Origin of the sequence: Pseudomonas sp. R76, assembly GCF_009834565.1 — a bacterium.
Lineage (GTDB): Bacteria > Pseudomonadota > Gammaproteobacteria > Pseudomonadales > Pseudomonadaceae > Aquipseudomonas.
Map to the genome: position 1 here is coordinate 2,709,341 of NZ_CP019428.1, position 24,003 is coordinate 2,733,343.

A 24,003-nucleotide genomic window follows, 5' to 3' on the forward strand; every position below is an offset into this window, starting at 1 on the left:
GACGCTCCGCGTCGTGCTTTTAAAAGCGGACGCAGAGCGTCCAGGGCTGCATTCCCACGCTGAGCGCGGGAACTATCATCAGCTCCACACACCTTTACCGTTCAACCGCTCACGATCATGCCCCGCATCAAACCCCTGCAACGGCCCCTTCGGCACAATTCCCGTGGGATTAATCGTGCGGTGGCTCGCGTAGTAATGCCCCTTGATATGGGCAAAATCCACCGTCTCGGCCACGCCCGGCCACTGATACATCTCCCTTAGCCAGTTCGACAAATTCGGGTAATCGGCGATCCGCCGCAAATTGCATTTGAAGTGGCTGTAATACACCGCATCAAAACGAATCAGCGTGGTGAACAGCCGCACATCGGCCTCGGTCAGGTACTCACCGGCCAGGTAACGGTGCTCACCCAAGTGCTGCTCCAGGTGATCCAGCTCGGCAAACACATCATCAAACGCGCTTTCGTAGGCCTGTTGCGAGGTGGCGAAGCCTGCGCGGTACACGCCGTTGTTCACGGCGGGATAGATGCGCTCGTTCAGCGCGTCGATGGTCGGGCGTAGCCCTTCGGGGTAGAAGTCCTGCGTGTTGCCGGTCAGCCCGTTAAACGCGCTGTTGAACATGCGGATGATCTCCGCCGACTCATTGCTCACGATGCGCTTGAGCTGCTTGTCCCACAGCACCGGCACGGTGACGCGGCCGGTGTAGTCGGCAGTGTCGGCGGTGTAGCGCTGGTGCATGTAGTCGAAGCCATCGAGCTTGTCGCCGGTAGAGCCGTGGGCCTTGTCGAAGGTCCAGCCGTTTTCCAGCATCAACCAGCTGACCACAGATACGTCGATCAGGCTTTCCAGGCCCTTGAGCTTGCGCATAATCAGGGTGCGATGGGCCCAGGGGCAGGCGAGGGAAACATACAGGTGGTAGCGACCGGCTTCGGCCTTGAAGCCGCCGTCGCCACTTGGGCCGGGCTCGCCGTTGGCGGTCACCCAGTTACGGCGCTGCGCCTGTTCGCGCTGGAACGCGCCGTCTGCGCTACTTTCGTACCACTGGTCTTTCCAGTGTCCTTCGATCAGCAAACCCATGACTGGCTCCTCGGCTAATAAGCGTTGGAGCCCAGTCTAAAGGGATGAGTTCGAACTAAAAGCGCAAAGACCGGGCGCTAATGATCGGTTAAATCGATCTGTCCCGTGCGTCCCAATACTGCTGTGCCAATTCGAAGGCGTGTTCCCGTGGGTGGCCGAGGCCGCGCAAGGCCAGGGCCATGGTGGCGATCAGGGCGAGTTGTGGGTAGCTGTCTTCGACATCGCCACGCCATAGCGCCTTCAGCTGTTCAGGCTCAAGGCTGGCAGGTTTGACGTGGCGTTGAGCGGAGAGGGCAGGCCATTCTTCGTCCCAGCTCTCGCCGCCGGTGGTGCCGTACAGGTGGCTGATTGTGTCCGGGTTGATCTCGACTTCGCCGCCATCGCCCTTGACCACAATCACATTGTCACCGAGCAGGCCACTGGCATCGCGGTGCACGCCCTGGTAACCGGGATGGAAAATACTTTGCAGCCCGCAACGCGCGTTCAGCGGGTTGAGCAGCCGCGCCAGGGAATGAATCGGCGAGCGCAGGCCCAGGGTGTTGCGCAGGTCGATCATGCGCTGTAACTGCGGCGCCCAATCGCCCAGCGGAATAAACGCCAGGTTGCCGTGCTCAAAGGCCGTCTCGACCTGCTGCCAGTTGCGGCACAGCGGGATTTGCAGGCCTTCCAGCAGTTGCTCGGTGTACAACCGGCCCGCGGTGTGGGCGCCGCCGCCGTGCATCAGAATGCGCACACCGTTTTGCGCCAGGCACTTGGCCGCCAGCAGATACCAAGGCAAGTGGCGTTTCTTGCCGGCATAGGTCGGCCAGTCCACATCCACATTCAGCGCCGGGGCGTTCAGGCGTTCGCGCACGGCCTCGGTGAAGCCGGCAAGTTCTTCCGGGCTTTCTTCCTTGTGGCGCAGCAGCATCAGGAAGGCGCCGAGCTGGGTGTCTTCGACTTTTTCGTCGAGCAGCATGCCCATGGCTTCGCGGGCTTCCTCACGGGTGAGGTTGCGCGCGCCGCGCTTGCCTTTGCCCAGGATGCGCACGAACTGCGCAAACGGGTGCTCGGCAGGGGTTTCAAGGGTCAGCGGGGCAAAGTCGGTCATAAGCAATTCGTCGGCCTGGGCAGGCCCGCCAGCTTGGCGGCGAGTTTGGCGGGAGTGCCGTTGAACAGTGTGTTTAAGTGCAGGCTGTTGCCTTTTTCCGGGCCCAGCTTCAAGGCGGTGTACTTGATCAGCGGGCGCGTGGCGGGCGACAGCTGGAACTCTGCATAGAAGCCGCGCAGCAGTTCGAGGATTTCCCAGTGCGCCGCAGTCAATTCCAGCGGTACGGCGGCGGCGAGGGCATCGGCGACCTCGGCAGACCAGTCATTCAGGTCGACGAGGTAGCCGTCCTTATCCAGCTCAAGGGTGCGTGAACCGACGGTCAGGGTGTTCATAGCCAGGTGTTGACCTTGTCGTAGTCAATCGACAGTTGCACAAAACCTGGGTAGTCCACGCTGTCGGCCCAGTCCGGCAGCGGCAGGTTGCGCGCCTGCATGTCTTCGGCCAGCACAAATACCTTCACGCCCTGGGTTTGCAGGGCCGGGTTATGCAGGCCGTAAGCGCCATCGCCGCACAGCAGGATCGCGTCGGCGCTGCCGCACACGCGCAGGCAGCTGGCCAGGCGGCCATCGGTAAACGGGGAGTGAGACACCACATGTAAAGTCGACATCAGAGGGTAATCACCTGGTCGTAACGGTCAATCAGCTGGGAAATTTCTGTGCTGCTCAGCGGCTGGGCGCTGGCGGGCGGCGCCATGCCGCGTTCGGCCAGGCTGTGGTGGCAGGCGAACACATCGTCAATGCCGAACAGGCCCAGTGCTTGCAGGTTGGCGCTGAGGTCTTTTTGCTGCACGGCCTTGGCGTTCTGGTGCGGCGCCAGCTGGAACACGCCGTCATCCATAAATAACAAGCCAATCGGCAGATCAAAGGCGCCACCGGCCAGCACGATATCCAGCGCTTCACGCGCGCTCGGCCCGGACCACGGCGCCTGACGGCTGATCACTAATAAGGATTTGGACATGTCACGGCCCTCCAAAACAAATCAGGCGGTCGGCAGACTGGGCCGCGTCGTGGAACTGCCCAAGGCCTGACAGCGCCCACGGCGCATCGAGGTTCACCGCGCTGCGTTGATAGCGCGTGGCTTCTTCGCTGTTGAGTACGCCACGACGCAAGGCGGCGGCGATGCACACCACGCCGTCGAGCTGGTGGGTGTTGACGAACTCGCGCCATTGGCGGGCAATGTCTTGCTCATCCTGGGGCGCAACGATGTTATTGGACGCGCTGTAGACGCCGTCCTGATAAAAGAACAGCCGCACAATCTCATGCCCGCCCGCCAGCACCGCCTGAGCGAACAGCAAGGCACGGCGCGAGGAGGGCGCATGGGCGGCGGAAAACACAGCAATGGCAAACTTCATGGAGCACTCTGCAAGCAAACGTGGGCCAATGATAAAGCCGCCGCCGCGAAAAAGCCCGCCGTGATCAAAACGGTCACTGTCGCTGATCGTTCTGACGATTGCCGGTAGCGCCAAGCCTGCCTACGCTGTGGGCATTCGAAACCGAAATGGAGTGCCCATGTCAGGTCCCTTGGCGTCGCTTAGAGTGCTGGATTTTTCCACCTTGCTGCCTGGCCCGTTTGCGTCCTTGATGCTGGCGGACATGGGCGCCGAGGTATTGCGCATCGAATCACCGACGCGCATGGACCTGTTGCGGGTGTTGCCGCCCCATGACCGGGGCACGTCGGCGAGCCACGCCTATCTCAATCGCAACAAGCGCAGCCTGGCGCTGGACCTCAAGCAGGCCGAGGCGTTGGCGATCGTGCGCGAGCTGGTCAAGGACTACGACATTCTCATTGAACAGTTTCGCCCCGGCGTGATGGAACGCTTGGGATTGGGCTATGCGGCGCTGAAGGCGATCAACCCCAGGCTGATCTATGTGTCGATCACCGGCTACGGCCAAACCGGGCCCTACAAAGACCGCGCCGGGCACGATATCAACTACCTGGCGCTGGCGGGCATCGCCAGCCACACCGGGCGGCAGGGCAGCGGGCCACTGCCGCTGGGCGTGCAATTGGCGGATGTCGGCGGTGGCTCGCTGCACGCGGTAGTGGGGTTGCTGGCGGCGGTGATTGCGCGGCAGCACAGCGGAGTCGGCCAATACCTGGACGTGAGCATGACCGATTGTTCGTTCAGCCTGAACGCCATGGCCGGTGCGGGTTACCTGGCGTGTGGGGTCGAACCGGAATGGGAAAACCATGTGCTCAACGGCGGCAGTTTCTACGATTACTACCGCTCCCGGGATGGGCGTTGGATGTCAGTCGGCAGCGTGGAGCCTGCCTTTATGCAGCAATTGTGCGCGGCGTTGGGGCGGCCGGAGTTGGCGGCGCAGGGCCTGTCACCCAACCCCGAGCAGCAAAAAGCCCTGAAGCTGGCGCTGCAGGTTGAGTTCGAGAAGCGCAGCTTTGCTGAGTTGTGTGAGCTGTTTGCCGGGCTGGATGCCTGTGTGGAACCGGTGTTGAGCCTGAGTGAAGCGCTGGAGCATCCGCAGTTGAAGGCGCGCGAGTTGGTCAGCCAGGTGCCGCGCGGCGATGGCTCGACTCAGGCGCAGATAGCCTGCCCGTTGAAGTTTTCTGAGGGGTTGCCAGAGGCTCGGCATATTGGGGTGGCCGTTGGGGCGCACAGTGATGAGGTGTTGGCTGAGTTAGGCTTTAGTGCTCAGCGCATAGCAGAATTGCGGCTGGCCAAAGTGATTGGTTGACTGCCCGGGCGCTATCGCAGGCAAGCCAGCTCCCACCTTTTGACCCTGTGGGAGCTGGCTTGCCTGCGATGGGGCACTCACTCCACCCGAGTTTCCCCGGTATACACCAGGGTATGCCGACACCGCCGACACAAATACCGCCGCCCCTGGCTCACCAATGCATGGCGCTGTGACGAAAACGGGAAATCACTGTCGGCACACGGGCAGCGGTAGATGTAGCGAGTCACCTGCCGGCGCTTGATTTCATAGGTGTGGCAGCGATCCGGCGGCAGTTCGTAAACTCCGCGCATGATCAGTTGCCATTCCTCGCCGTGGGGCTGGATGCGTTCGCCAAACAATTGATGGGCGATCAGGTGCGCCACTTCATGGGCCACGGTCTGTTTGAGGAAATGCTGGCTGTTTTCACGGTACAACTGTGGGTTGAAACGCAGCAGGTTCTCGTGCAAATGCGCGACACCGGCCTTCTGGCCCCGCAGCTTGAGGCTGACCTGGGGGCGTTTGAAGCTTCGTTTGAAAAAGGATTCGGCTTGCAGGAAACAATCTTCGACGCGGGTATTGAGTTGCTCGGGCATGCTGACCATATCTCCAGAGACGTCCAGTATGCCGCAAAAGCAGGTGTTTCCGAATCTGTCAGGCGCCGAATGGTCGTGCATCACGCACAAAGCCACCTTGCGGTGGCTTTGCCTACGGTTTTATCAGGTTAATTTGTATAGATCGGGCCTACGCCCAAGCCCCAGACGATGACGGTAAATGCCATGATCGCCACCAACACCACCAGGCCTACCGCCAGTACCGAGCTGGAAAACAGGAAGCCTTCGTCCGGGTCGATGCTCATGAACGTCGGCAACCCCACATAAAGCAGGTACACCGTGTAGCAGATGGCGGCCGTGCCCACGACCATCCCCAGCCACATATGCGGGTAAAGCGCTGCCAGCCCACCGATAAACAGCGGCGTCGCCGTGTAGGTGGCAAACGCCACGCAGCGCGCCATGCTCGGGCTGGCGTCATAGGTGCGCGCCATCCAGTGAATGAACGCGCCCATCACCGCCACGCCGCCGAGCATGGCCGCATACGACATGAGGGTCATCCACAAGGCGCTTTCCTGAGTGAGCATGACCGGCGCGCGGCTGCCGATGACCCAGCCGACCCGGGTGGTGCCGATAAAGGCGGAGACGGCGGGGATCGCCGCGAGAATCAGGGTGTGAGTGAGGTACATGTGGCCGATGCTTTCTTCTTTATCGCCACGGATTTCCCGCCATTCCTGGTCGGGATGGGTAAACAGCCCCACGACGTGATGGATCATGCCAGTCACTCCTGTCGTTATTACTATCGCCCCCCATCGGAGCGCCCACGGGCCAAATGGCCTCAAAGGTCCTGGATAGTTGTGCGACCTCAAGTCGCAGTATAGGAAGTGATGACCGGAAAAACTGTGGGGCTTTAGAGCAAATTGCGCTGTAAACATTGGCCCTAATCGCGGTGAGGTCTGTCAATAACGACTCGGTCGACTGTGGGAGCTGGCTTGCCTGCGATAGCGGTGGGTCAGCCAATTTAATTGTTTGGGTGATACCGCCATCGCAGGCAAGCCAGCTCCCACATTGGAACTCGATCGGTCATGAAGGTAAAATACCCGGCTTTTCGTCACACACCTCTAGCGGATCCAAGCGCCATGGGCACTCTTACGGTCAACCAGAACAAACTGCAAAAACGCCTGCGTCGCCTGGCCGGTGAAGCGGTCGCCGATTTCAATATGATCGAGGAGGGCGACAAGGTCATGGTCTGCCTCTCTGGCGGCAAAGACAGCTACACCATGCTCGACGTGCTGCTGCACCTGCAAAAGGTCGCACCGATCAAGTTCGAGATCGTCGCCGTCAACATGGACCAGAAACAACCGGGCTTTCCCGAGCACGTGCTGCCGGCCTACCTCAAAGAGCTCGGCATCGAGTACCACATCGTCGAAAAAGACACCTATTCGGTGGTCAAGGAGTTGATCCCGGAAGGCAAGACCACCTGTTCGCTGTGTTCGCGCCTGCGCCGTGGCACGCTCTACACCTTTGCCGATGAGATCGGCGCGACCAAGATGGCCCTGGGTCATCACCGCGATGACATCGTCGAAACCTTCTTCCTCAATATGTTCTTCAACGGCTCGCTCAAGGCCATGCCGCCCAAGCTGCGCGCCGATGACGGGCGCAACGTGGTGATCCGCCCGCTGGCGTATTGCAACGAGAAAGACATCCAGGCCTACTCCGACTTCAAGCAGTTCCCGATCATCCCGTGCAACCTGTGTGGCTCTCAGGAAAACCTGCAGCGCCAGGTGGTCAAGGAAATGCTGGTGGACTGGGAGCGCAAGACCCCGGGCCGCACCGAAAGCATCTTCCGCAGCCTGCAGAATGTGCAGCCGTCGCAGCTGGCCGACCGCAACCTGTTTGACTTCACCAGCCTGAAAATCGATGAGAGCGCCGCTTCGCGCTTCGTCAATGTTGTGAACCTCTGAGCCCATTCAACGCTCTGACACACGGCGCTTGCGAGCGCCGTTTTCAATTCAAATCCCAGGAGAGGGCATGCGCGATTACAAGTGGCTGCACGAATATTGTCTGAACCGCTTTGGTTCAGCGGCCGAGCTGGAAGCCCATTTGCCTGTACCCAAGACCCCGGCGCAATTGCGCAAGATCAGCGACGATCGCTACCTCTCGACCCTGGCGCTGCGCGTGTTTCGCGCAGGGCTCAAGCACAGCGTGGTGGATGCCAAGTGGCCGGCGTTCGAGCAGGTATTTTTTGGTTTTGACCCGGAAAAGGTCGTGCTGATGGGCGCCGAACACCTGGAGCGCTTGATGCAGGACACACGCATCATTCGTCACCTGGGCAAGCTCAAGAGCGTGCCGCGCAACGCGCAGATGATTCTGGATATCGAGCAGGAAAAGGGCAGTTTCGGCGCGTTTATCGCCGAGTGGCCGGTGACCGACATCGTTGGCTTATGGAAGTACCTGAGCAAGCACGGCCATCAATTGGGCGGACTGTCGGCGCCGCGCTTTTTGCGCATGGTCGGCAAGGACACCTTTGTACCGAGCTATGACGTGGTCGCGGCCCTGAATGCGCAGAAGATCGTCGACAAAGCGCCGACCAGCCTGCGGGATTTGGCCACGGTGCAAGGGGCGTTTAACCAGTGGCATGCCGAAAGTGGGCGGCCGATGTGCCAGTTGTCGATGATGCTGGCTTATACGGTCAACCATTAAGACCGAGTTGATCCTATCGCAGGCAAGCCAGCTCCCACATTTTGACCGCGCCGTCGATCAAATGTGGGAGCTGGCTTGCCTGCGATAGCGGTGGGCCAGCCAACTAATGTACTGCCTGACCTATCGCCTTCGCGGGCAAGCCCGCTCCCACAGTTGGCCGGGGTCCAACATGAACATGCGGTCAATATGTGGGAGCTGGCTTGCCTGCGAAGACTGACTATCAGGCGCTGAATCTCTATCAGGCCTCAGCCAACCGCCGATTCAACTGATGCCGCCACCGCACATACAGCAGCGCCGTGCAAAACACCGCCAGACTCGCGAGCATCTCCAGCACCCCGAACCACTGCCGGTTCGGGTCATAGGCCGCCAGCGCGCCCTTGATGAAGTACAGGTTCACCACAAAGCACATCCACGAATGCCCGCGTGCGCTGCCCAGCAGCATGCCCGGCGCCAGCACCAGCAGCGGCACCAGCTCGATCAGCAGGATGACCCACGGACGTGCGCCGTGCAGGTCGGCGATGAACAGGTAATACACACACAGCAGCGCCACCAGGCCAAGAAACGCCAGCAGGCTCAGCGCGCGTGCCACCTTCACGCGTGGTTCCAACCACGACTGGGGCGGCAGGACCTTAGGCTTTCTGGCCACGGCCGTTCTCCAGCAGCGTGGCGGTGGTGGCCAGGCGCAGGCCCAGGGCGCGGCACAAGGTGATTTCGTGTTGATCAAGCATGCGCTTGCCGTCCGGCCCGGCGTGGTGGCTGGCGCCATACGGCGTGCCGCCGCCCTGGGTGTCGAGCAGCGCTTGTTCGCTGTAGGGCAGGCCGGTGATCAGCATGCCGTGGTGCAGCAACGGCAGCAGCATCGACATCAGCGTGGTTTCCTGGCCGCCGTGCAGGCTGGCGGTGGAGGTGAACACGCCGGCCGGCTTGCCGACCAGGGCGCCGGTGAGCCACAGGTTGCTGGTGCCATCGAGGAAATACTTGAGCGGCGCGGCCATGTTGCCGAAGCGCGTCGGGCTGCCCAGGGCCAGGCCCGAGCAGTTTTTCAGGTCATCCAGGCTGGCATACAGCGCGCCTTCGTCGGGGATGCTCGGCGCCACGGCTTCGCACTCGGTGGAGATCGCCGGCACGGTGCGCAAGCGTGCTTCCAGCCCGCCTTGCTCGATGCCGCGGGCAATCTGCCGGGCCATTTCGCTGACCGAGCCGTTGCGGCTGTAATACAACACCAACACATACGGCGCGGTCACGGCAGCAGCTCCAGTACTTTTTCCGGTGGGCGGCCAATGATGGCTTTATCGGCGGTTTCCAGGATCGGGCGCTCCATCAACTTCGGATGCTCGGCGATGGCAACAATCAGTTGCGCTTCACTGAGGCTGGCGTCGGCCAGGTTGAGGGTTTTGTAGTCGTCTTCGCCGGTGCGCAGCAGTTGGCGTGCGCTGATGCCCAGCTTGCCCAGCAAGGCCTTTATTTGCGCGGCATTCAGCGGCGTTTCCAGGTAGCGCACGATGGTCGGCGTCAGGCCACGGGCTTCCAGCAGTTCGAGCGCACCGCGGGATTTCGAGCAGCGCGGGTTGTGATAAAGCGTCAGATCGGTCATGTGCGGGTCGCATCTTGCGTAAGGTGGCGGGTATTCTACCTGCGCAGCGTCCCGTCCTTAAACCGTAAGAGGCGATAGGTCGCAGCCAACGTTCATTTTTTTGCAAAGGATTACCCCATGACAAGGCGACTGATCGGTGCATTGGCGATCATTACAACCCTGCTGCTCAGCGGCTGCGGTAACGACTACGGCGTTGACCAGTACGGCAAGAAAGTCGCGTCCGAGCGCCTGGACAAGCAATGGGTAGTGGTTAACTACTGGGCCGAATGGTGTGGCCCGTGCCGCACGGAAATACCGGAATTGAATGCCTTGGCCGAGCAGTTGAAAGGGCAGAACGTGGGGGTGTTCGGGGTCAACTTCGACAATGTGCAGGGTGAAGAACTCAAGGCTGCCAGCGAGAAACTGGGGATCAAGTTCACCGTACTGGCGCAGAACCCGGAGGAGATTTTCGATATTCCTCGCAGCGAGGCACTGCCGGTGACCTACATCATTGATGACAAGGGCAAGGTGCGTGAGCAGTTGATGGGCGAGCAGACGGCTGAAGGGGTGCTCGCGAAACTTAAGGCCTTGCGCGGCTAGAGAGTTGTACCCAATAAACTGTGGGAGGGAGCTTGCTCCCGAATGCAGTGTGTCAGTCAATACATTAGCTGACTGACCCACCGCCTTCGCGAGCAAGCCCGCTCCCACATTTAGAACCCACCCATCCGCAGATTGGGATTATCAGCCTTCTTCAAGCCACAGCCGAATCGGCTTGCCTTCAGCGGGCCAGAAACGCGTCTGTTCGAGGGGGGAGATGTCCCAGCGCTCGACGCCTTGCAGGGCCTGGAAGAAGCGGTGCTCCTGCTCCATCAACGCCTCGGCGCAGAGTTTGCGGGTGCTGCCGATCTTGCCGAAGCTCAGCTTGTCGCCATCCACGGTGTACGGCGCAAACCAGTGGTTGCAACCGCCATTGCCGTAGGCGCGGCCATCGGCGCCGAGGGTGACGGTCAGGTGCGCATAATCCATCAACGGCCGCTCACCAATCCACTCCACCACGTAGCTGTGATCCTGCTTGAGCTTCACTGCATCGCCAGCGCAGCCCGTCAGGCCAACGCCAACGGCCGCGAGCAGAAGCAGGCCTTTCATTGTGCTGCCTGCTGGCATTTCGGGCAGCGGTGCTTGTCGCCCATGCTCGCCCAGCCCAGTTCCTGGATGCGCGCGTTGGCAGCCGGTTGCAGGGGCTCTTTGGTCAGCTTGGTTTCTACCGCGAATTCAAACTCCAGCACGCTGTCGCAGCTGTCGCAGTTGACCTTCCAGGTATGAATCTCCAGCTCGCCGAATTTCGGCCCCTGGGCCATGGCGACCCACTGGCCCGCCGGGCGGATGGAGTAGCGCGCATCACCTTCGACGGTCAGGCGCATCGACAGGGTTTTACTGCCGCGCAGGGTGACGATCAGCACGTCGCCATGCTTGATCGAACCCCCATTGCCGGTGATTTGATAACGGCCCGGCACCAGGGCGCGGCATTCGATCAGGGTGTGTTGCGGGCTCAGCAAGCTGAAGCGGAAATCGTGTTCGGCCATGGATCCTCCAAATAGGCGCGGCATCCTATCACGGGTGCCTGCTCATCATGAGCCTGGTATGTGACCGCTGATCATCCTTCAACGAGGTTTTGCGGTTGGCCTTTGGCCCACGCGGCGATGTTGCTCAAGGTGGTGCCGGCGATGGCCGCCAGGGCTTCGCGGGTGAGGAACGCCTGGTGCGCGGTGATGATCACGTTGGGGAAGGTCAGCAGGCGCGCGAGCACATCGTCTTGCAGTGGCAGGTCGGAGCGGTCCTCGAAAAACAGCTGGGCTTCTTCTTCATACACGTCCAGCCCCAGGTAGCCGAGTTGGCCATCCTTGAGGGCGTCGATCAGCGCCGGCGTGTCAACCAGGCCGCCGCGCCCGGTGTTGATCAACATCGCGCCGCGTTGCATCCGGGCCAGGGAGCGGGCGTTGATCAGGTGTTTACTGTCGGCAGTCAGCGGGCAATGCAGGCTGATGATCTGCGCTTGGGCGACCAACTCGGGCAGGCTCACGTAACGGGCGCCTAGGGCCAGAACCTGCGGGTTGGGGAAGGGGTCGTACGCCAGCAACTGGCAGCCGAACCCGGCCATGATTTTGGCGAAGGTGGCACCGATCTGCCCGGTGCCGACCACGCCGACGGTCTTGCCCACCAAGTCGAAACCGGTCAGCCCGTGCAGGCTGAAATCTCCGTCGCGGGTGCGGTTGTAGGCGCGGTGCAGGCGGCGGTTAAGGGCGAGGATCAGCGCCACGGCGTGCTCGGCCACTGCGTGCGGCGAGTAGGCCGGCACGCGCACGATGGTCAGGCCCAGGCCCAGGCCCAGGCGCTTGGCGGTGGGCAGGTCGACATGGTTATAACCGGCCGAGCGCAGGGCAATCAGGCGTGTGCCGCCTGCGGCCAACTGTTCCAGCACCGGCGCGCTGAGGTCATCGTTGATAAAGGCGCAGACCACCTCGTGGTGCTCGGCCAGGGCCACGGTGTCGAGGTTAAGCCGGGCAGGCTGGAATTGCAGCTCAAGGCCCGCCGGCAGCGGCTCGCCGAGAAAACTGTCGCGGTCGTAGGTCTGGCTGCTGAATAGAATCACGCGCATCAAAATAGCTTCCTGCTCTTACTCACTAAATATATTACCCCTGTGGGAGCGGGTTCCAACATGAGCATGCGGTCAAAATGTGGGAGCTGGCTTGCCTGCGATAGCGGTGGGCCAGACGACTCGTGTATTGCCTGACCTATAGCCTTCGCGGGCAAGCCCGCTCCCACAGTTGGCCGGGTTCCAACATGAGCGAGCGGTTAAAATGTGGGAGCTGGCTTGCCTGCGATAGCGGTGGGCCAGCCGACTCATGTACTGCCTGACCTATCGCCTTCGCGAGCAAGCCCGCTCCCACAGTTGGCCGGGTTCCAACATGGGCATGCGGTCAAAATGTGGGAGCTGGCTTGCCTGCGATAGCGGTGGGCCAGCCGACTCGTGTATTGCCTGACCTATCGCCTTCGCGTGCAAGCCCGCTCCCACACAAGGCGGTCCCCCAGGCAAGTAGCCTCACGCGCTGACGCGCGCCTCACTGGCCAACCGGGCGATCGCCATGTCCAGTTCGTCCAGCGCGGCCATGGCCTTGGCGTCGTCTTGCTTGAGCAAGGTTTCCGCGCGTTGGCAGGCGGCGCGCAGTTGCGGCACGCCGCAGTAGCGGGTAGCGCCGTGCAGGCGGTGGACGCGTTCGATCAAGGCGTTGTTATCGTTGGCTTCGCGGGCAACGGTAATGGCCAGGCGGTCGGCCTCCAGGGACGCCAGCAGCATGGCGAGCATATCGGCGGCCAGGTCGGTCTTGTTGGCGGCCAGGCGCAGGCCTTCTTCATGGTCGAGTACCAACAGTTGCGCACCACTGCCAACACCGTCGGTCACGCGTTCCGGCCCTTGATTGCGCAGGGCCAGGCCGGTCCATTTCAACACCACCTGGGCCAGTTGCCGTTCGCTGATGGGTTTGGTCAGGTAGTCGTCCATGCCACTTTGCAGCAGGGCGCGTTTTTCGTTGGCCATGGCGTGGGCGGTGAGGGCGACCACCGGCAACGGCGTGCCGTGGCGCTCGCTTTCCCATTGGCGGATCGCCTCGGTGCTTTGGCGGCCGTCCATGCCGGGCATTTGGACGTCCATCAAGACCAGGTCGAAGGTTTCCTGCTTCACGGCGTCGATGGCGGCGTAACCGCTTTCCACGGCCTGGACCTTGGCGCCCATGTCTTCGAGCAGGGTTTGCACCAGCAGCAGGTTGGCCGGGTTGTCGTCCACGCAGAGAACTCGCGGTGCGCGGCTGGACAGTGGCTCGCCGGGTTCGCTGCGCGAGGGGCGCGGGCTGATCAGGTCGGCGAGGGCGCGGCGCAGCTTGCGCGTACAGGCCGGCTTGGCCTGCAATTGGCTGTTGGGGTTGGGCACCGATTGGTTGAACAGCATCTGTTCAGTGGTCGGGCACAGCACCAGCACCTTGCAACCCAGGTGCTCAAGGTCCCACAGATGCTGGTTGAGGCGCTCGGGCGGAATGTCATTGGCGGTGACGCCGAGCACGGCCAAACTAATCTCCTGTTCAGTCTGGTGCGCGCTGGTGATGCCGTTGGTCAGGCTTTCCAGGGTGTTGAACGGGGTGACTTCCAGGCCGCAATCTTCCAACTGGTGTTGCAGGGCCTGGCGCGCCAGTTCGTGGTTTTCCAATACCGCCACACGCCGGCCAAGCAGCGGCGCAGAAGGCAGGTCGTCAACGTCGTCACGGGTCTTGGGCAGGCTCAGGCTGATCCAGAACTCCGAGCCTTCGCCCGGCGTGCTGTCGACGCCGATTTCGCCGCCCATCTGCTCAATCAAGCGCTTGGAAATCACCAGGCCCAAGCCGGTGCCGCCCGGTTGGCGTGACAGCGAATTGTCGGCCTGGCTGAAGGCCTGGAACAACGCGCGCACGTCCTGATTGGACAGGCCAATGCCGGTGTCCTGCACACTGATGCGCAGTTGCACGCTGTCTTCCTGTTCGTCCTCGACCATTGCCCGGGCCACGATGGTGCCTTCGCGGGTGAACTTGATCGCGTTGCTGATCAGGTTGGTAAGGATCTGCTTGAGACGCAACGGGTCGCCGACCAGCGCCAGCGGCGTGTCGCGGTACACCAGGCTGACCAGTTCGAGCTGCTTGGCATGGGCCGCGGGGGCGAGGATGGTCAGGGTGTCTTGCAGCAAGTCGCGCAGGTTGAACGGCACGCTGTCGAGTACCAGCTTGCCGGCTTCGATTTTCGAGAAGTCGAGGATCTCGTTGATGATGCCCAACAGGTTGTCGGCGGACTTTTCAATAGTGCCCAGGTAATCCAACTGACGCGGCGACAGCTCGCTTTTTTGCAGCAAGTGAGTGAAGCCGAGAATGCCGTTGAGCGGCGTGCGGATTTCATGGCTCATATTGGCCAGGAATTCTGATTTGATACGGCTGGCCTCCAGGGCCTCCTTGCGCGCCAGGTCCAGTTCGATGTTCTGGATTTCAATGGTTTCCAGGTTCTGGCGCACGTCTTCCGTGGCCTGGTCGATGCTGTTCTGCAACTCTTCCTGGGCATTTTGCAGGGTTTCGGCCATGCGGTTGATGCCCGACGCGAGCTGGTCCAGTTCCTGACTGCCCAGCGGCGGCAAGCGTGTTTCCAGGTTGCCGTCCTTGAGCTGGGCCACGGCCTGTTTGATCTGGCCGATCGGCGAGTTGATCGTGCGGCTGATCCGCAGGGCCAGCGCGGCGGTGCAGATCAGCCCGATGGCAATTAACAGCAGGCTGGCGAACAGGCTGCGATAGCCGCGCAGCAGCATGCCGTTGTGGGACAGCTCCACCTCGACCCAGCCCAGCAGGCGGTCGGCTTCGTCCGGGATCAGCTCGCCGGCGAGGTTGCGGTGGCGGCCAAACACCGGCAGCAGGTAACGCGTGGCGTCATTGCCGGTGCGCTGCAGCAGGTGGGAACTGTTGCCGACCGGTGGCTGGTTAAGCATGGTCGGGCCCGCGTGGGCGAGGGGCGAGCGGTCCGGCGCGAGGAATGACACTGCGCGTACATCGGGCTGTTCCAGAGATTGGGTGGCGATACGTTCGAGCAAGTCGGTATTACTGCTGCTCAGGGCCGGGGCCACCAATGGCGCCAGTTGCTCGGCGATCATTTCGCCGCGTTGCAGCAATTGGGTTTGCAACTCCGAGAGCTGCATCCAGGTGAAATAGCCCCCCAACAACAGGGCCATCAGGCTGGTCGGTAATAACGTCAGCAACAGTACGCGGCCTTTTATCCCCATTCTTCTAAGCACGCCACTCTCCTGCTACCACATTGATTTCAATCATCCGCGCAGGCATCCGGCCCACGCCACCTGCGCAGTGTAGCCATTTGCGCGGCCTGGAATCTCGCAAATTAATGTTATGCGGCAATCTTTAGGCGATTGGGAGAGCAGGCAATGCGTGCCTGTAGAGGCGTGGTGCGGGGTTGGCGGGGTTTATTGACGATCAGGGGAAGGGCGCTTGTGACCGTCACGCGCGACGCTGTTTGCGTTTCTTCCACTGGTGCGCGACCCACCAGCGCCAATAGCCCATGGTCAGGCAATAGGCCAGTGCCCCCAACACCAGGCCCGAGACCACCGAGCCCAACAGGAACGGCTGCCACAGGGTGCTCAGCTGGCTGCTGATCCATTCCCAGGTCAGGTTGTCGGGGAGGCTGCGCGGCGGCACATTCATCAGCCAGGCGCCGGTCAGGTAGGTGCCGACGAATACGAACGGCATGGTGATCGGGTTGGTCAGCCACACCAGGCTGACGGCAATGGGCATGTTGCCGCGCACGGCAATCGCCAGGACCGCCGCCAATAACATTTGCAAGGGAATCGGGATGAATGCCGCGAACAAACCGACGGCCATGGCACGTGCCACTGAATGCCGGTTCAGGTGCCAGAGGTTGGGGTCATGCAGCAACTTGCCGAGAAATCGTAAGGACTTGTGTTCCCGGATACTCGTGGGATCGGGCATGTACCGTTTGAATAGGCGCCGGGGCATAAGGGGTCCAGGTCAGTTCGAGGGGCAAGTATGCCCGCATTCTATAAACAGAAAATTCAGACTTTGTGACAAAACATCATAGGCCGTGCGGGTGGGCCAACTAAGACTGATGGATCACTTGAAAAGGATGATTCATGAGAACTGGGATGTTTGCCCTCGGACTTGGCCTACTGTCGCTGCGATTTTTCCCAGCGCTGCCTTCTATCGGTTGGCTGCTGGCAATGTCGGTTGTCGCACTGATGCTGTTGCCTTTTCGTACCCACCCGATGGCGTTTTTCCTGCTGGGGATCAGTTGGGCCTGCCTCAGCGCACAGTCGGCCCTGGATGATCGCCTTACGCCTGCACTGGATGGCCAGACGCGTTGGGTAGAGGGGCGGGTAGTCGGGCTGCCGCAACAGACAAGCACCGGTGTACGTTTCGAGTTGACCGACAACCGCTCGCGCAAGGCCCAATTGCCGAAGCGCATCCGCGTGTCCTGGCATGGTGGCCCGCAGGTGAACAGTGGCGAGCGTTGGCGCCTGGCGGTCACGTTAAAGCGCCCGTCCGGGTTGCTCAATTTTCATGGCTTTGACTATGAAGCCTGGCTACTGGCCCAGCGCATTGGCGCAACCGGCTCGGTGAAAGATGGCCAACGCCTGGCCCCGGCCCGCAACGCCTGGCGCGACCGCCTCCGGCAGCGCCTGAGCAGCGTCGACGCCCAGGGCCGCGAGGCGGGTTTGGCAGCGCTGGTGCTGGGCGACGGCTCGGGGCTGGGCACTGAGGACTGGCGGGTGTTGCAAGACACCGGCACGGTGCACCTGCTGGTGATCTCGGGCCAGCACATCGGTTTGCTGGCGGGGCTGATCTACGGCTTGGTGGCCGGGCTGGCGCGCTACGGCTGCTGGCCCCGCGCCTTGCCGTGGCTGCCATGGGCGTGCGCCCTGGCGTTTGCCGCCGCGCTGGGCTATGGCTTATTGGCGGGGTTCGGCGTGCCGGTGCAGCGCGCGTGTGTGATGGTCGGGCTGGTTCTGCTCTGGCGTTTGCGCTTTCGACATTTGGGCGTGTGGTGGCCGTTGTTGCTGGCATTCGATGCTGTATTGCTGCTGGAGCCATTGGCCAGCTTGCAACCGGGTTTCTGGTTGTCGTTCGCCGCCGTCGCGGTGCTGGTGCTCGCGTTCAGCGGGCGCTTGGGCGCCTGGAGCTGCTGGCAGTTGTGGACGCGTCCCCAATGGCTGATTGCGATTGGCTTGTTTCCGGTATTGCTGGTGCTGGGGTTGCCCATCAGCCTGAGTGCGCCGCTGGCGAATTTATTGGCGGTGCCGTGGATCAGCTTCGTGGTGTTGCCGCTGGCATTGCTGGGCACTGCGTTGCTGGCGGTGCCGTTGGTCGGGGCGGGCCTGTTGTGGTTGGCCGGCGGCGCGCTGGACGGGTTGTTCAGGGGTTTGGCACTGTTGGCAGGGCAAAGCCCGGCCTGGATACCGGCCGAGGTGCCGCTGGGTTATTGGTGGGTGAGCCTGGCCGGTGCGGTGTTATTGCTGTTGCCCAAAGGCGTGCCGTTCCGGCTGCTGGGTTGGCCGATGCTGTTGCTGGCGGTTTTTCCACCCAGGCAACTGGTGCCGCAAGGGCAGGTGGAGGTGACCCAGTTGGACGTCGGCCAGGGGCAAGCGTTGATCCTGCGCACCCGCCATCACACCTTGCTGTACGACGCCGGGCCGCGCTCGGGGGCATTTGACATGGGCGCGCGCGTGGTGGTGCCAGCCTTGAGGAAGCTCGGGGTAGAGGCGTTGGACATGATGCTGATCAGCCACGCTCACGCCGATCATGCGGGCGGTGCGGCGGCGGTCGCCCGCGCGCTGGCGGTGAGGCGGGTCGTGGGTGGCGAGGTCGAAGGGTTGCCAGCATTGCTTGCGGTTCAGCCGTGTGTCAGTGGTGAGCAATGGGAGTGGGATGGCGTGGTGTTCGAGTTTTGGAGGTGGCCAGGCGCCACTGACAGCAACCCGAAATCCTGTGTGTTACGGGTCCAGGCCAATGGCGAACGCCTGCTGCTGACCGGCGACATTGATCGCGATGCCGAACAGGCCTTTCTCGCTTCAGCCTTGGCCGTACCGACCGATTGGCTGCAAGCGCCGCACCATGGCAGTCGCAGCTCTTCATCCGGGCCCTTTCTAGAGCGGCTTGCGCCCAAGTCGGTGCTGATTTCACGTGGCCGTGGCAACGCATTCGGGCATCCGCATCCACAGGTGATGCAGCGTTATCGGGCTTTGGGCAGCCGTGTCTACGACAGCGCCGAGCAGGGCGCCGTACGTCTGCAATTGGGCGCCTTTCAAGCCCCGGTTGTTGCGCGCAGTCAACGCCGCTTCTGGCGCGAAGCGCTACTGTAACCCGACGTTACCATTGGCAGCGGCCGGCGACGGGCGGGTCTGTGGCCGACGAGCCCCGCCGGCGAACCTATATGGTAAAGTGGCGCACTTTTTCGAGGGGACATTCACTGTGTGGGAATTGGTCAAATCCGGCGGCTGGATGATGTTGCCGATCATCTTGAGCTCCATCGCCGCACTCGGCATCGTCGCCGAGCGCCTCTGGACCCTGCGCGCCAGCCGCATCACCCCCGAGCATCTATTGGGGCAGGTGTGGGGCTGGATCAAGAACAAGCAACTGGACAAAGACAAGCTCAAGGAACTGCGCGCCAACTCGCCCTTGGGTGAAATCCTCGCCGCCGGCCTCGCCAACTCCAAGCATGGCCGCGAGATCATGAAAGAGTGCATTGAAGAGGCCGCCGCCCGGGTCATCCATGAAATGGAGCGCTACATCAATGCGCTTGGCACCATCGCCGCCATGGCGCCATTGCTGGGGCTGCTGGGCACGGTGCTGGGCATGATCGATATTTTCAGCTCGTTCATGGGTTCGGGCATGACCACGAACGCGGCGGTGCTGGCCGGCGGTATCTCCAAGGCCTTGATCACCACGGCTGCGGGCCTGATGGTCGGGATTCCCTCGGTGTTTTTCCACCGTTTCCTGCAGCGCCGCATCGACGAGCTGGTGGTCGGCATGGAACAGGAAGCGATCAAGCTGGTGGAAGTGGTGCAGGGCGATCGTGATGTCGATTTTGTCGAGGGCCGAGTGTGAAGTTTCGCCGCAAGCAACGGGAAAATGTCGATATCAATTTGGCGTCGTTGATCGACGTGGTGTTCATCCTGCTGCTGTTTTTTGTCGTCACCACCACCTTCACCCGGCAAACCCAGTTGCGCGTCGACTTGCCGGAAGCGGTAAGCGGCTCGCCGGCTGAGGATCAGCAAGTCAAGCAACTGGACATCGCCATCAGCGCTGACGGCGTGTTTTCGGTGAATAACCAGTTGCTGGAGAAGAACGATCTCAACAGCCTGATGGATGCCCTGCAGAAAGAGTCCGGCGGTGATACGCAAATGCCGCTGTCGATCAGTGCCGATGGCAAAACCCAGCATCAAGCCGTGATCACCGCGATGGACGCCGCCGGCAAGCTCGGCTTCACCCATTTGCGCATGACCACCGTTGAGGCGGCGACGCAACCCTGATGGCCATCTCCGATCGTTTGCTCAAAGCCTGGTACGAGGGTCATCCGGCGCTGGCGCTGCTGCGCCCGCTCGAGTCGTTGTATCGGCGTGTGGTGCAGCGCAAGCGTGCACGCTTCCTTGCGGGCGAGGGCCAGATCTACCAGTCGCCGGTGCCGGTGGTGGTGGTCGGCAACATCACTGTCGGCGGCACGGGTAAAACGCCGCTGATCCTGTGGCTGATCGAGCATTGTCGGCGCAGTGGCTTGCGCGTTGGGGTGGTCAGCCGTGGCTACGGTGCCAAACCGCCGCAGTTGCCATGGCGGGTCGAGGCCAGCCATAGCCCTGACGTGGCTGGCGATGAGCCATTGCTGATCGTGCAACGTAGCGGCGTGCCGCTGATGATTGATCCTGACCGTAGCCGCGCGGTTAAGGCGCTGCTCGCCAGCGAGCCGCTTGACCTGATCCTCTCCGACGATGGCCTGCAGCATTACCGCCTGGCCCGCGACCTTGAGCTGGTGCTGATCGACGCCGCCCGTGGCTTGGGCAACCGCCATTGCCTGCCTGCCGGGCCTTTGCGCGAGCCCGAGGAGCGCCTGCAAAGCGTTGATGCGGTGCTCTATAACGGTGCCGCCGCGGATCGCGAGGGTGGTTTTGCTTTCCGCCTGTTGCCCACGGCGCTGATCAACTTGAAAACCGCTGAGCGCCAACCGCCCGATCATTTTCCGGCAGGCCAGCAGGTGCACGCAGTCGCCGGTATTGGTAACCCGCAACGTTTCTTCAATACCCTTGAAACGCTACACTGGCGGCCAATACCCCATGCGTTTGCCGACCATGCGCCCTACAGCGCAGACGTCCTGAATTTCACGCCGTCATTACCCTTGGTCATGACCGAAAAGGACGCGGTGAAGTGCCGCGCCTTTGCCCAGCCTGACTGGTGGTACCTTGCGGTGGATGCGGTGCCGTCGCCGGCATTTGTAGCCTGGTTCGACACCCAACTGATGCGCCTGCTGCCCGCCCGACTTTTGCCTTAACCGCTTTTTCCAGGAAATACTCATGGACACCAAACTGCTCGACATCCTCGCTTGCCCGATCTGCAAAGGCCCGCTCAAGCTCAGCGCCGACAAAACCGAGCTGATCAGCAAGGGCGCCGGCTTGGCCTACCCGATCCGTGATGGCATCCCGGTGATGCTCGAGAGCGAAGCCCGTACCCTGACCACCGATGAGCGCCTGGATAAATGACCACCGCCTTTACCGTTATCATTCCCTCCCGTTACGCATCGACCCGCCTGCCGGGCAAGCCGCTGCAATTGATCGGCAGCAAGCCGATGATCCAGCTGGTGTGGGAACAGGCCTGCAAAAGCAGCGCCGAACGGGTAGTGGTCGCCACCGATGACCCGCGCATCATCGAAGCCTGCAAGGGTTTTGGCGCTGAAGCGGTACTGACCCGCGAAGACCACAATTCCGGCACCGACCGCCTGGCTGAAGTCGCCACGCAGCTTGGGCTGGCGCCGGATGCGATCGTGGTCAACGTGCAGGGCGACGAGCCGTTGATCCCGCCGTGCGTGATCGACCAGGTGGCCGCCAACCTGGCGGCCCACGCTGAAGCGCGCATGGCGACCTTGAGCGAGCCCATCGAAGACATCGACACGTTGCTCAACCCGAGCGTGGTCAAAGTTGTCACGGACATCAATGGCCTCGCGTTGACGTTCAGCCGCTCGATTCTGCCCTGGGCGCGCGACGCCTTCGCCAAGCACCCTGACGTATTGCCGGAGGGCGTGCCATACCGCCGTCACATCGGCATCTACGCCTACCGCGCCGGTTTCCTGCATGACTTCGTCAGCTGGGGCCCATGCTGGTTGGAAAACACCGAATCCCTGGAGCAATTGCGTGCGCTGTGGCACGGCGTGCGTATCCATGTGGGCGATGCGCTGGAAGCGCCGCCGGCCGGCGTCGACACCCAGGAAGACCTTGAGCGCGTGCGTCGCCTGCTGGGGGCTTGATGGAAGTCCTGTTTGTCTGCCTGGGCAATATCTGCCGCTCGCCCACCGCCGAGGGCGTGTTGCGCCACAAGTTGCGCGAAGCGGGCCTGGCGGGCCAGGTCGAGGTCGCGTCGGCCGGCACCGGCGACTGGCATGTGGGCAACCCGCCGGACCAGCGTAGCCAGCGTGCTGCCCTGGTGCGCGGTTATGACCTGTCGGCGCAGCGGGCCCAGCAAGTCTCGCGCGCCGACTTTGCGCGTTATGACCTGATCCTGGCCATGGACCACAGCAACCTGCGCAACCTCAAGGCGCTGCGCCCGGCGCAGGGCAAGGCGGAGCTGGACTTGTTCCTGCGCCGCTATGAGGCGCAAGTGGACGAGGTGCCGGACCCTTACTACGAAGGCGAACAAGGTTTTGAAAAGGTCCTCGACCTGATCGAGCGCGCCTGTGATTTATTGGTGATCGAATTGAAGGGGCGGTTATGACCTTGCAGGTGCTTGCGCAGGTATCGCTCAAGCCATTCAACAGCTTTGGCATTGATGTGCGCGCCCAGTTGTTCGCCGAGGCCCACAACGATGCCGATGTGCGCGAAGCCGTGGCCTACGCGGCTGCCCACGCGTTACCGCTGCTGGTGATCGGCGGTGGCAGCAACTTGCTGCTGACCCAGGATATCCAGGCGTTGGTGCTGCGCATGGCAACCCAAGGCATTCGCGTGTTACAGGATGATGGCCTGCACGTGGTGGTCGAAGCCGAAGCAGGCGAGGCCTGGCATCCGTTTGTGCTGTGGACCCTGGAACACGGTTTCTGCGGCCTGGAAAACCTCAGCCTGATCCCCGGCACCGTTGGCGCTGCGCCGATGCAGAACATTGGTGCCTACGGTGTGGAGATCAAGGATGTGTTTGCCGGCCTGACCGCCCTGGATCGCCAGACCGGCGAGCTGCGGGATTTCAGCCTGCAAGAGTGCAATTTTGCCTACCGTGACAGCCTGTTTAAACACGAGACCGGGCGTTGGTTGATTCTGCGCGTGCGCTTTGCGCTGAGCCGCGCCAGCCAGCTGAAGCTCGACTACGGCCCGGTGCAGCAGCGCCTGGCCGGGCAGGGGATCACCGACGCAACGCCCAGCGACGTCAGCCGGGCGATCTGCAGCATCCGCCGCGAAAAACTGCCGGACCCGGCTGAGTTGGGCAATGCCGGGAGCTTTTTCAAGAACCCGCTGGTGTCCCAGGCGCTGGCCGCAGAGCTACAGGCGCTGTACCCGGACCTGGTGGCGTACCCGCAGGCGGACGGGCAGATGAAACTCGCCGCCGGCTGGCTGATCGACAAGGCCGGCTGGAAGGGCTTTCGCGAGGGCGATGCGGGCGTGCATAAGCTGCAGGCGCTGGTGCTGGTCAACTATGGATCGGCCACCGGGCACGACATTGCCAACCTGGCGCTGCGTATCCAGCAGGACATTGCCGAGCGCTTCAAGGTTGAACTGGAAATGGAACCCAACAGGTACTGAACCTGCGCAAACAAAAATGCCCCGTATCTCACGATACGGGGCATTTTTTATAGCGCTAGCAATCAGTCATCACGGCTCATGATGCCGAAGATCTGCAACAGGCTGATGAACAGGTTGTAGATCGATACATACAGGCTGATGGTTGCCATGATGTAGTTACGCTCACCGCCGTGGATGATGGCGCTGGTCTGGAACAGGATGCACACGGAGGAGAACAGCACGAAACCAGCGCTGATCGCCAACTGCAGGCCGCTGATCTGGAAGAACATGCCGGCGACAACCGCTGCCAGCAGCACGAAGAAGCCTGCGGTGATGAAACCGCCGAGGAAGCTCATGTCCTTGCGGCTGATCAGCACGTAGGCCGACAGGCCACCAAACACCAGGGCTGTCATGGCAAAGGCCGAGCTGACCACTTCCGCGCCGCCGGCCATGCCCAGGTAACGGTTAAGGATCGGGCCGAGGATGAACCCCATGAAACCGGTCAGGGCAAACGCCGACACCAGGCCCCAGGCCGAGTCGCGCAGCTTGTTGGTCAGGAAAAACAGACCGTAGAAGCCGATCAGCACGACAAAGATATTCGGGTAGCCAACGCGCATTTGCTGCGCTACATACGCCATCACGCCGCTGAACGCGAGGGTGAGGGCGAGCAAGCCGTACGTATTGCGCAACACGCGGCTGACTTCAAGCTGCTCAGCCTGCGCGTGACCATTCACTGCGTAATTCTGTTCGCGCATGGCGACACTCCTTCAGTTTTGAAACATTCAGTCGCA

General features: G+C 61.9%; 29 protein-coding genes. 12 read left to right on the top strand and 17 right to left on the bottom strand.

The annotated features are described in order from the left end of the window. Window positions 1-78 precede the first annotated feature (78 nt). From PspR76_RS12525 to tusD, 6 genes are all read right to left on the bottom strand, one after another. Entirely contained in the window at window positions 79-1,074 is a 996-nt protein-coding gene (locus PspR76_RS12525; RefSeq protein ID WP_159955614.1) for a glutathione S-transferase family protein, read from the bottom strand. An 88-nt stretch (window positions 1,075-1,162) separates the two neighbouring features. Next, window positions 1,163-2,164, bottom strand: a complete 1,002-nt coding sequence (locus PspR76_RS12530) for a glycosyl transferase family protein (protein WP_159955616.1) — start codon at window positions 2,162-2,164, stop codon at window positions 1,163-1,165. Then, window positions 2,161-2,496 (bottom strand): TusE/DsrC/DsvC family sulfur relay protein, encoded by a 336-nt coding sequence (locus tag PspR76_RS12535; RefSeq protein WP_159955618.1) that lies wholly within the window; start codon window positions 2,494-2,496, stop codon window positions 2,161-2,163. Before PspR76_RS12535 ends, PspR76_RS12530 begins: the two co-directional genes overlap by 4 nt. Next, window positions 2,493-2,771 carry a sulfurtransferase complex subunit TusB gene (gene tusB / locus PspR76_RS12540; protein ID WP_159955620.1) on the bottom strand — a complete coding sequence of 93 codons (279 nt, stop codon included), beginning with the start codon at window positions 2,769-2,771 and terminating at the stop codon, window positions 2,493-2,495. The genes PspR76_RS12535 and tusB overlap by 4 nt, the downstream gene beginning before the upstream one ends. Next, window positions 2,771-3,121 (bottom strand): sulfurtransferase complex subunit TusC, encoded by a 351-nt coding sequence (tusC, locus tag PspR76_RS12545; RefSeq protein WP_159955622.1) that lies wholly within the window; start codon window positions 3,119-3,121, stop codon window positions 2,771-2,773. Before tusC ends, tusB begins: the two co-directional genes overlap by 1 nt. 1 nt (window position 3,122) lies before the next feature. Continuing rightward, the gene (gene tusD / locus PspR76_RS12550) at window positions 3,123-3,515 is read right to left on the bottom strand and encodes a sulfurtransferase complex subunit TusD (protein ID WP_159955624.1); all 393 of its coding nucleotides are present in this window, start codon (window positions 3,513-3,515) and stop codon (window positions 3,123-3,125) included. Window positions 3,516-3,672: 157 nt separating this feature from the next. Here tusD and PspR76_RS12555 point away from each other — a divergent pair, with 157 nt between their 5' ends. Further along, on the top strand, window positions 3,673-4,854 hold the full coding sequence (locus PspR76_RS12555) for a CaiB/BaiF CoA transferase family protein (RefSeq protein ID WP_159955626.1): 1,182 nt from the start codon (window positions 3,673-3,675) through the stop codon (window positions 4,852-4,854). A 77-nt stretch (window positions 4,855-4,931) separates the two neighbouring features. Here PspR76_RS12555 and PspR76_RS12560 read toward each other — a convergent pair whose 3' ends face one another. Continuing rightward, window positions 4,932-5,426 (bottom strand): SprT family zinc-dependent metalloprotease, encoded by a 495-nt coding sequence (locus PspR76_RS12560; RefSeq protein WP_159955628.1) that lies wholly within the window; start codon window positions 5,424-5,426, stop codon window positions 4,932-4,934. A gap of 128 nt (window positions 5,427-5,554) precedes the next feature. Then, entirely contained in the window at window positions 5,555-6,157 is a 603-nt protein-coding gene (locus PspR76_RS12565; protein WP_106579846.1) for a Yip1 family protein, read from the bottom strand. A gap of 363 nt (window positions 6,158-6,520) precedes the next feature. Between PspR76_RS12565 and ttcA the strand changes: the two genes are divergently transcribed. Next, entirely contained in the window at window positions 6,521-7,345 is an 825-nt protein-coding gene (ttcA, locus tag PspR76_RS12570) for a tRNA 2-thiocytidine(32) synthetase TtcA (RefSeq protein ID WP_159955630.1), read from the top strand. A gap of 67 nt (window positions 7,346-7,412) precedes the next feature. Next, a complete protein-coding gene (locus PspR76_RS12575; protein ID WP_159955632.1) occupies window positions 7,413-8,084 on the top strand; it encodes a DNA-3-methyladenine glycosylase I in 672 nt (223 codons plus the stop codon). A 238-nt stretch (window positions 8,085-8,322) separates the two neighbouring features. Here the strand turns inward: PspR76_RS12575 and PspR76_RS12580 are convergent, their stop codons facing one another. Genes PspR76_RS12580 through arsC form a run of 3 tightly spaced genes read right to left on the bottom strand, consistent with a single transcriptional unit; the run spans window position 8,323 to window position 9,678 of the window. Further along, on the bottom strand, window positions 8,323-8,730 hold the full coding sequence (locus tag PspR76_RS12580; protein WP_159955634.1) for a DUF2069 domain-containing protein: 408 nt from the start codon (window positions 8,728-8,730) through the stop codon (window positions 8,323-8,325). Then, window positions 8,714-9,328 carry an NAD(P)H:quinone oxidoreductase gene (gene wrbA, locus PspR76_RS12585; protein ID WP_159955636.1) on the bottom strand — a complete coding sequence of 205 codons (615 nt, stop codon included), beginning with the start codon at window positions 9,326-9,328 and terminating at the stop codon, window positions 8,714-8,716. The genes PspR76_RS12580 and wrbA overlap by 17 nt, the downstream gene beginning before the upstream one ends. After that, window positions 9,325-9,678, bottom strand: coding sequence for an arsenate reductase (glutaredoxin) (arsC, locus tag PspR76_RS12590; protein ID WP_159955638.1), 354 nt, complete (start codon window positions 9,676-9,678; stop codon window positions 9,325-9,327). Before arsC ends, wrbA begins: the two co-directional genes overlap by 4 nt. 117 nt (window positions 9,679-9,795) lie before the next feature. On the opposite strand from arsC, the gene PspR76_RS12595 reads away from it, so the two are divergent. Beyond that, the gene (locus PspR76_RS12595; RefSeq protein WP_159955640.1) at window positions 9,796-10,257 is read left to right on the top strand and encodes a TlpA disulfide reductase family protein; all 462 of its coding nucleotides are present in this window, start codon (window positions 9,796-9,798) and stop codon (window positions 10,255-10,257) included. 141 nt (window positions 10,258-10,398) lie between these two features. On the opposite strand, the gene PspR76_RS12600 is transcribed toward PspR76_RS12595, so the two are convergent. From PspR76_RS12600 to PspR76_RS12620, 5 genes are all read right to left on the bottom strand, one after another. After that, complete coding sequence (locus PspR76_RS12600; RefSeq protein ID WP_159955642.1) at window positions 10,399-10,803, bottom strand: META domain-containing protein; 405 nt, start codon at window positions 10,801-10,803, stop codon at window positions 10,399-10,401. Further along, window positions 10,800-11,240, bottom strand: a complete 441-nt coding sequence (locus PspR76_RS12605; RefSeq protein WP_159955644.1) for a hypothetical protein — start codon at window positions 11,238-11,240, stop codon at window positions 10,800-10,802. Before PspR76_RS12605 ends, PspR76_RS12600 begins: the two co-directional genes overlap by 4 nt. A gap of 71 nt (window positions 11,241-11,311) precedes the next feature. After that, entirely contained in the window at window positions 11,312-12,313 is a 1,002-nt protein-coding gene (locus PspR76_RS12610) for a 2-hydroxyacid dehydrogenase (protein ID WP_159955646.1), read from the bottom strand. Window positions 12,314-12,757: 444 nt separating this feature from the next. Next, a complete protein-coding gene (locus PspR76_RS12615) occupies window positions 12,758-15,511 on the bottom strand; it encodes a response regulator (RefSeq protein ID WP_159955648.1) in 2,754 nt (917 codons plus the stop codon). Window positions 15,512-15,728: 217 nt separating this feature from the next. Further along, window positions 15,729-16,244, bottom strand: coding sequence for a DUF2062 domain-containing protein (locus PspR76_RS12620; RefSeq protein WP_159955650.1), 516 nt, complete (start codon window positions 16,242-16,244; stop codon window positions 15,729-15,731). Window positions 16,245-16,378: 134 nt separating this feature from the next. Between PspR76_RS12620 and PspR76_RS12625 the strand changes: the two genes are divergently transcribed. The 8 genes from PspR76_RS12625 (at window position 16,379) to murB (ending at window position 23,233) form a co-directional block, all read left to right on the top strand. Beyond that, window positions 16,379-18,604, top strand: a complete 2,226-nt coding sequence (locus tag PspR76_RS12625; protein WP_159955652.1) for a DNA internalization-related competence protein ComEC/Rec2 — start codon at window positions 16,379-16,381, stop codon at window positions 18,602-18,604. Window positions 18,605-18,713: 109 nt separating this feature from the next. Then, window positions 18,714-19,349 carry a MotA/TolQ/ExbB proton channel family protein gene (locus tag PspR76_RS12630; RefSeq protein ID WP_106579832.1) on the top strand — a complete coding sequence of 212 codons (636 nt, stop codon included), beginning with the start codon at window positions 18,714-18,716 and terminating at the stop codon, window positions 19,347-19,349. After that, window positions 19,346-19,774 carry an ExbD/TolR family protein gene (locus PspR76_RS12635; protein ID WP_159955654.1) on the top strand — a complete coding sequence of 143 codons (429 nt, stop codon included), beginning with the start codon at window positions 19,346-19,348 and terminating at the stop codon, window positions 19,772-19,774. The genes PspR76_RS12630 and PspR76_RS12635 overlap by 4 nt, the downstream gene beginning before the upstream one ends. After that, window positions 19,774-20,784, top strand: coding sequence for a tetraacyldisaccharide 4'-kinase (lpxK, locus tag PspR76_RS12640; protein ID WP_159955656.1), 1,011 nt, complete (start codon window positions 19,774-19,776; stop codon window positions 20,782-20,784). Before PspR76_RS12635 ends, lpxK begins: the two co-directional genes overlap by 1 nt. Window positions 20,785-20,806: 22 nt before the next feature. Then, entirely contained in the window at window positions 20,807-20,992 is a 186-nt protein-coding gene (locus tag PspR76_RS12645) for a Trm112 family protein (RefSeq protein ID WP_003174668.1), read from the top strand. After that, the gene (gene kdsB / locus PspR76_RS12650) at window positions 20,989-21,753 is read left to right on the top strand and encodes a 3-deoxy-manno-octulosonate cytidylyltransferase (protein ID WP_159955658.1); all 765 of its coding nucleotides are present in this window, start codon (window positions 20,989-20,991) and stop codon (window positions 21,751-21,753) included. The genes PspR76_RS12645 and kdsB overlap by 4 nt, the downstream gene beginning before the upstream one ends. Next, the gene (locus tag PspR76_RS12655) at window positions 21,753-22,217 is read left to right on the top strand and encodes a low molecular weight protein-tyrosine-phosphatase (RefSeq protein ID WP_159955660.1); all 465 of its coding nucleotides are present in this window, start codon (window positions 21,753-21,755) and stop codon (window positions 22,215-22,217) included. The genes kdsB and PspR76_RS12655 overlap by 1 nt, the downstream gene beginning before the upstream one ends. Continuing rightward, complete coding sequence (gene murB / locus PspR76_RS12660) at window positions 22,214-23,233, top strand: UDP-N-acetylmuramate dehydrogenase (protein WP_159955662.1); 1,020 nt, start codon at window positions 22,214-22,216, stop codon at window positions 23,231-23,233. Before PspR76_RS12655 ends, murB begins: the two co-directional genes overlap by 4 nt. A gap of 62 nt (window positions 23,234-23,295) precedes the next feature. Here murB and PspR76_RS12665 read toward each other — a convergent pair whose 3' ends face one another. After that, the gene (locus tag PspR76_RS12665; RefSeq protein WP_159955664.1) at window positions 23,296-23,967 is read right to left on the bottom strand and encodes a Bax inhibitor-1/YccA family protein; all 672 of its coding nucleotides are present in this window, start codon (window positions 23,965-23,967) and stop codon (window positions 23,296-23,298) included. Window positions 23,968-24,003: the final 36 nt, after the last annotated feature.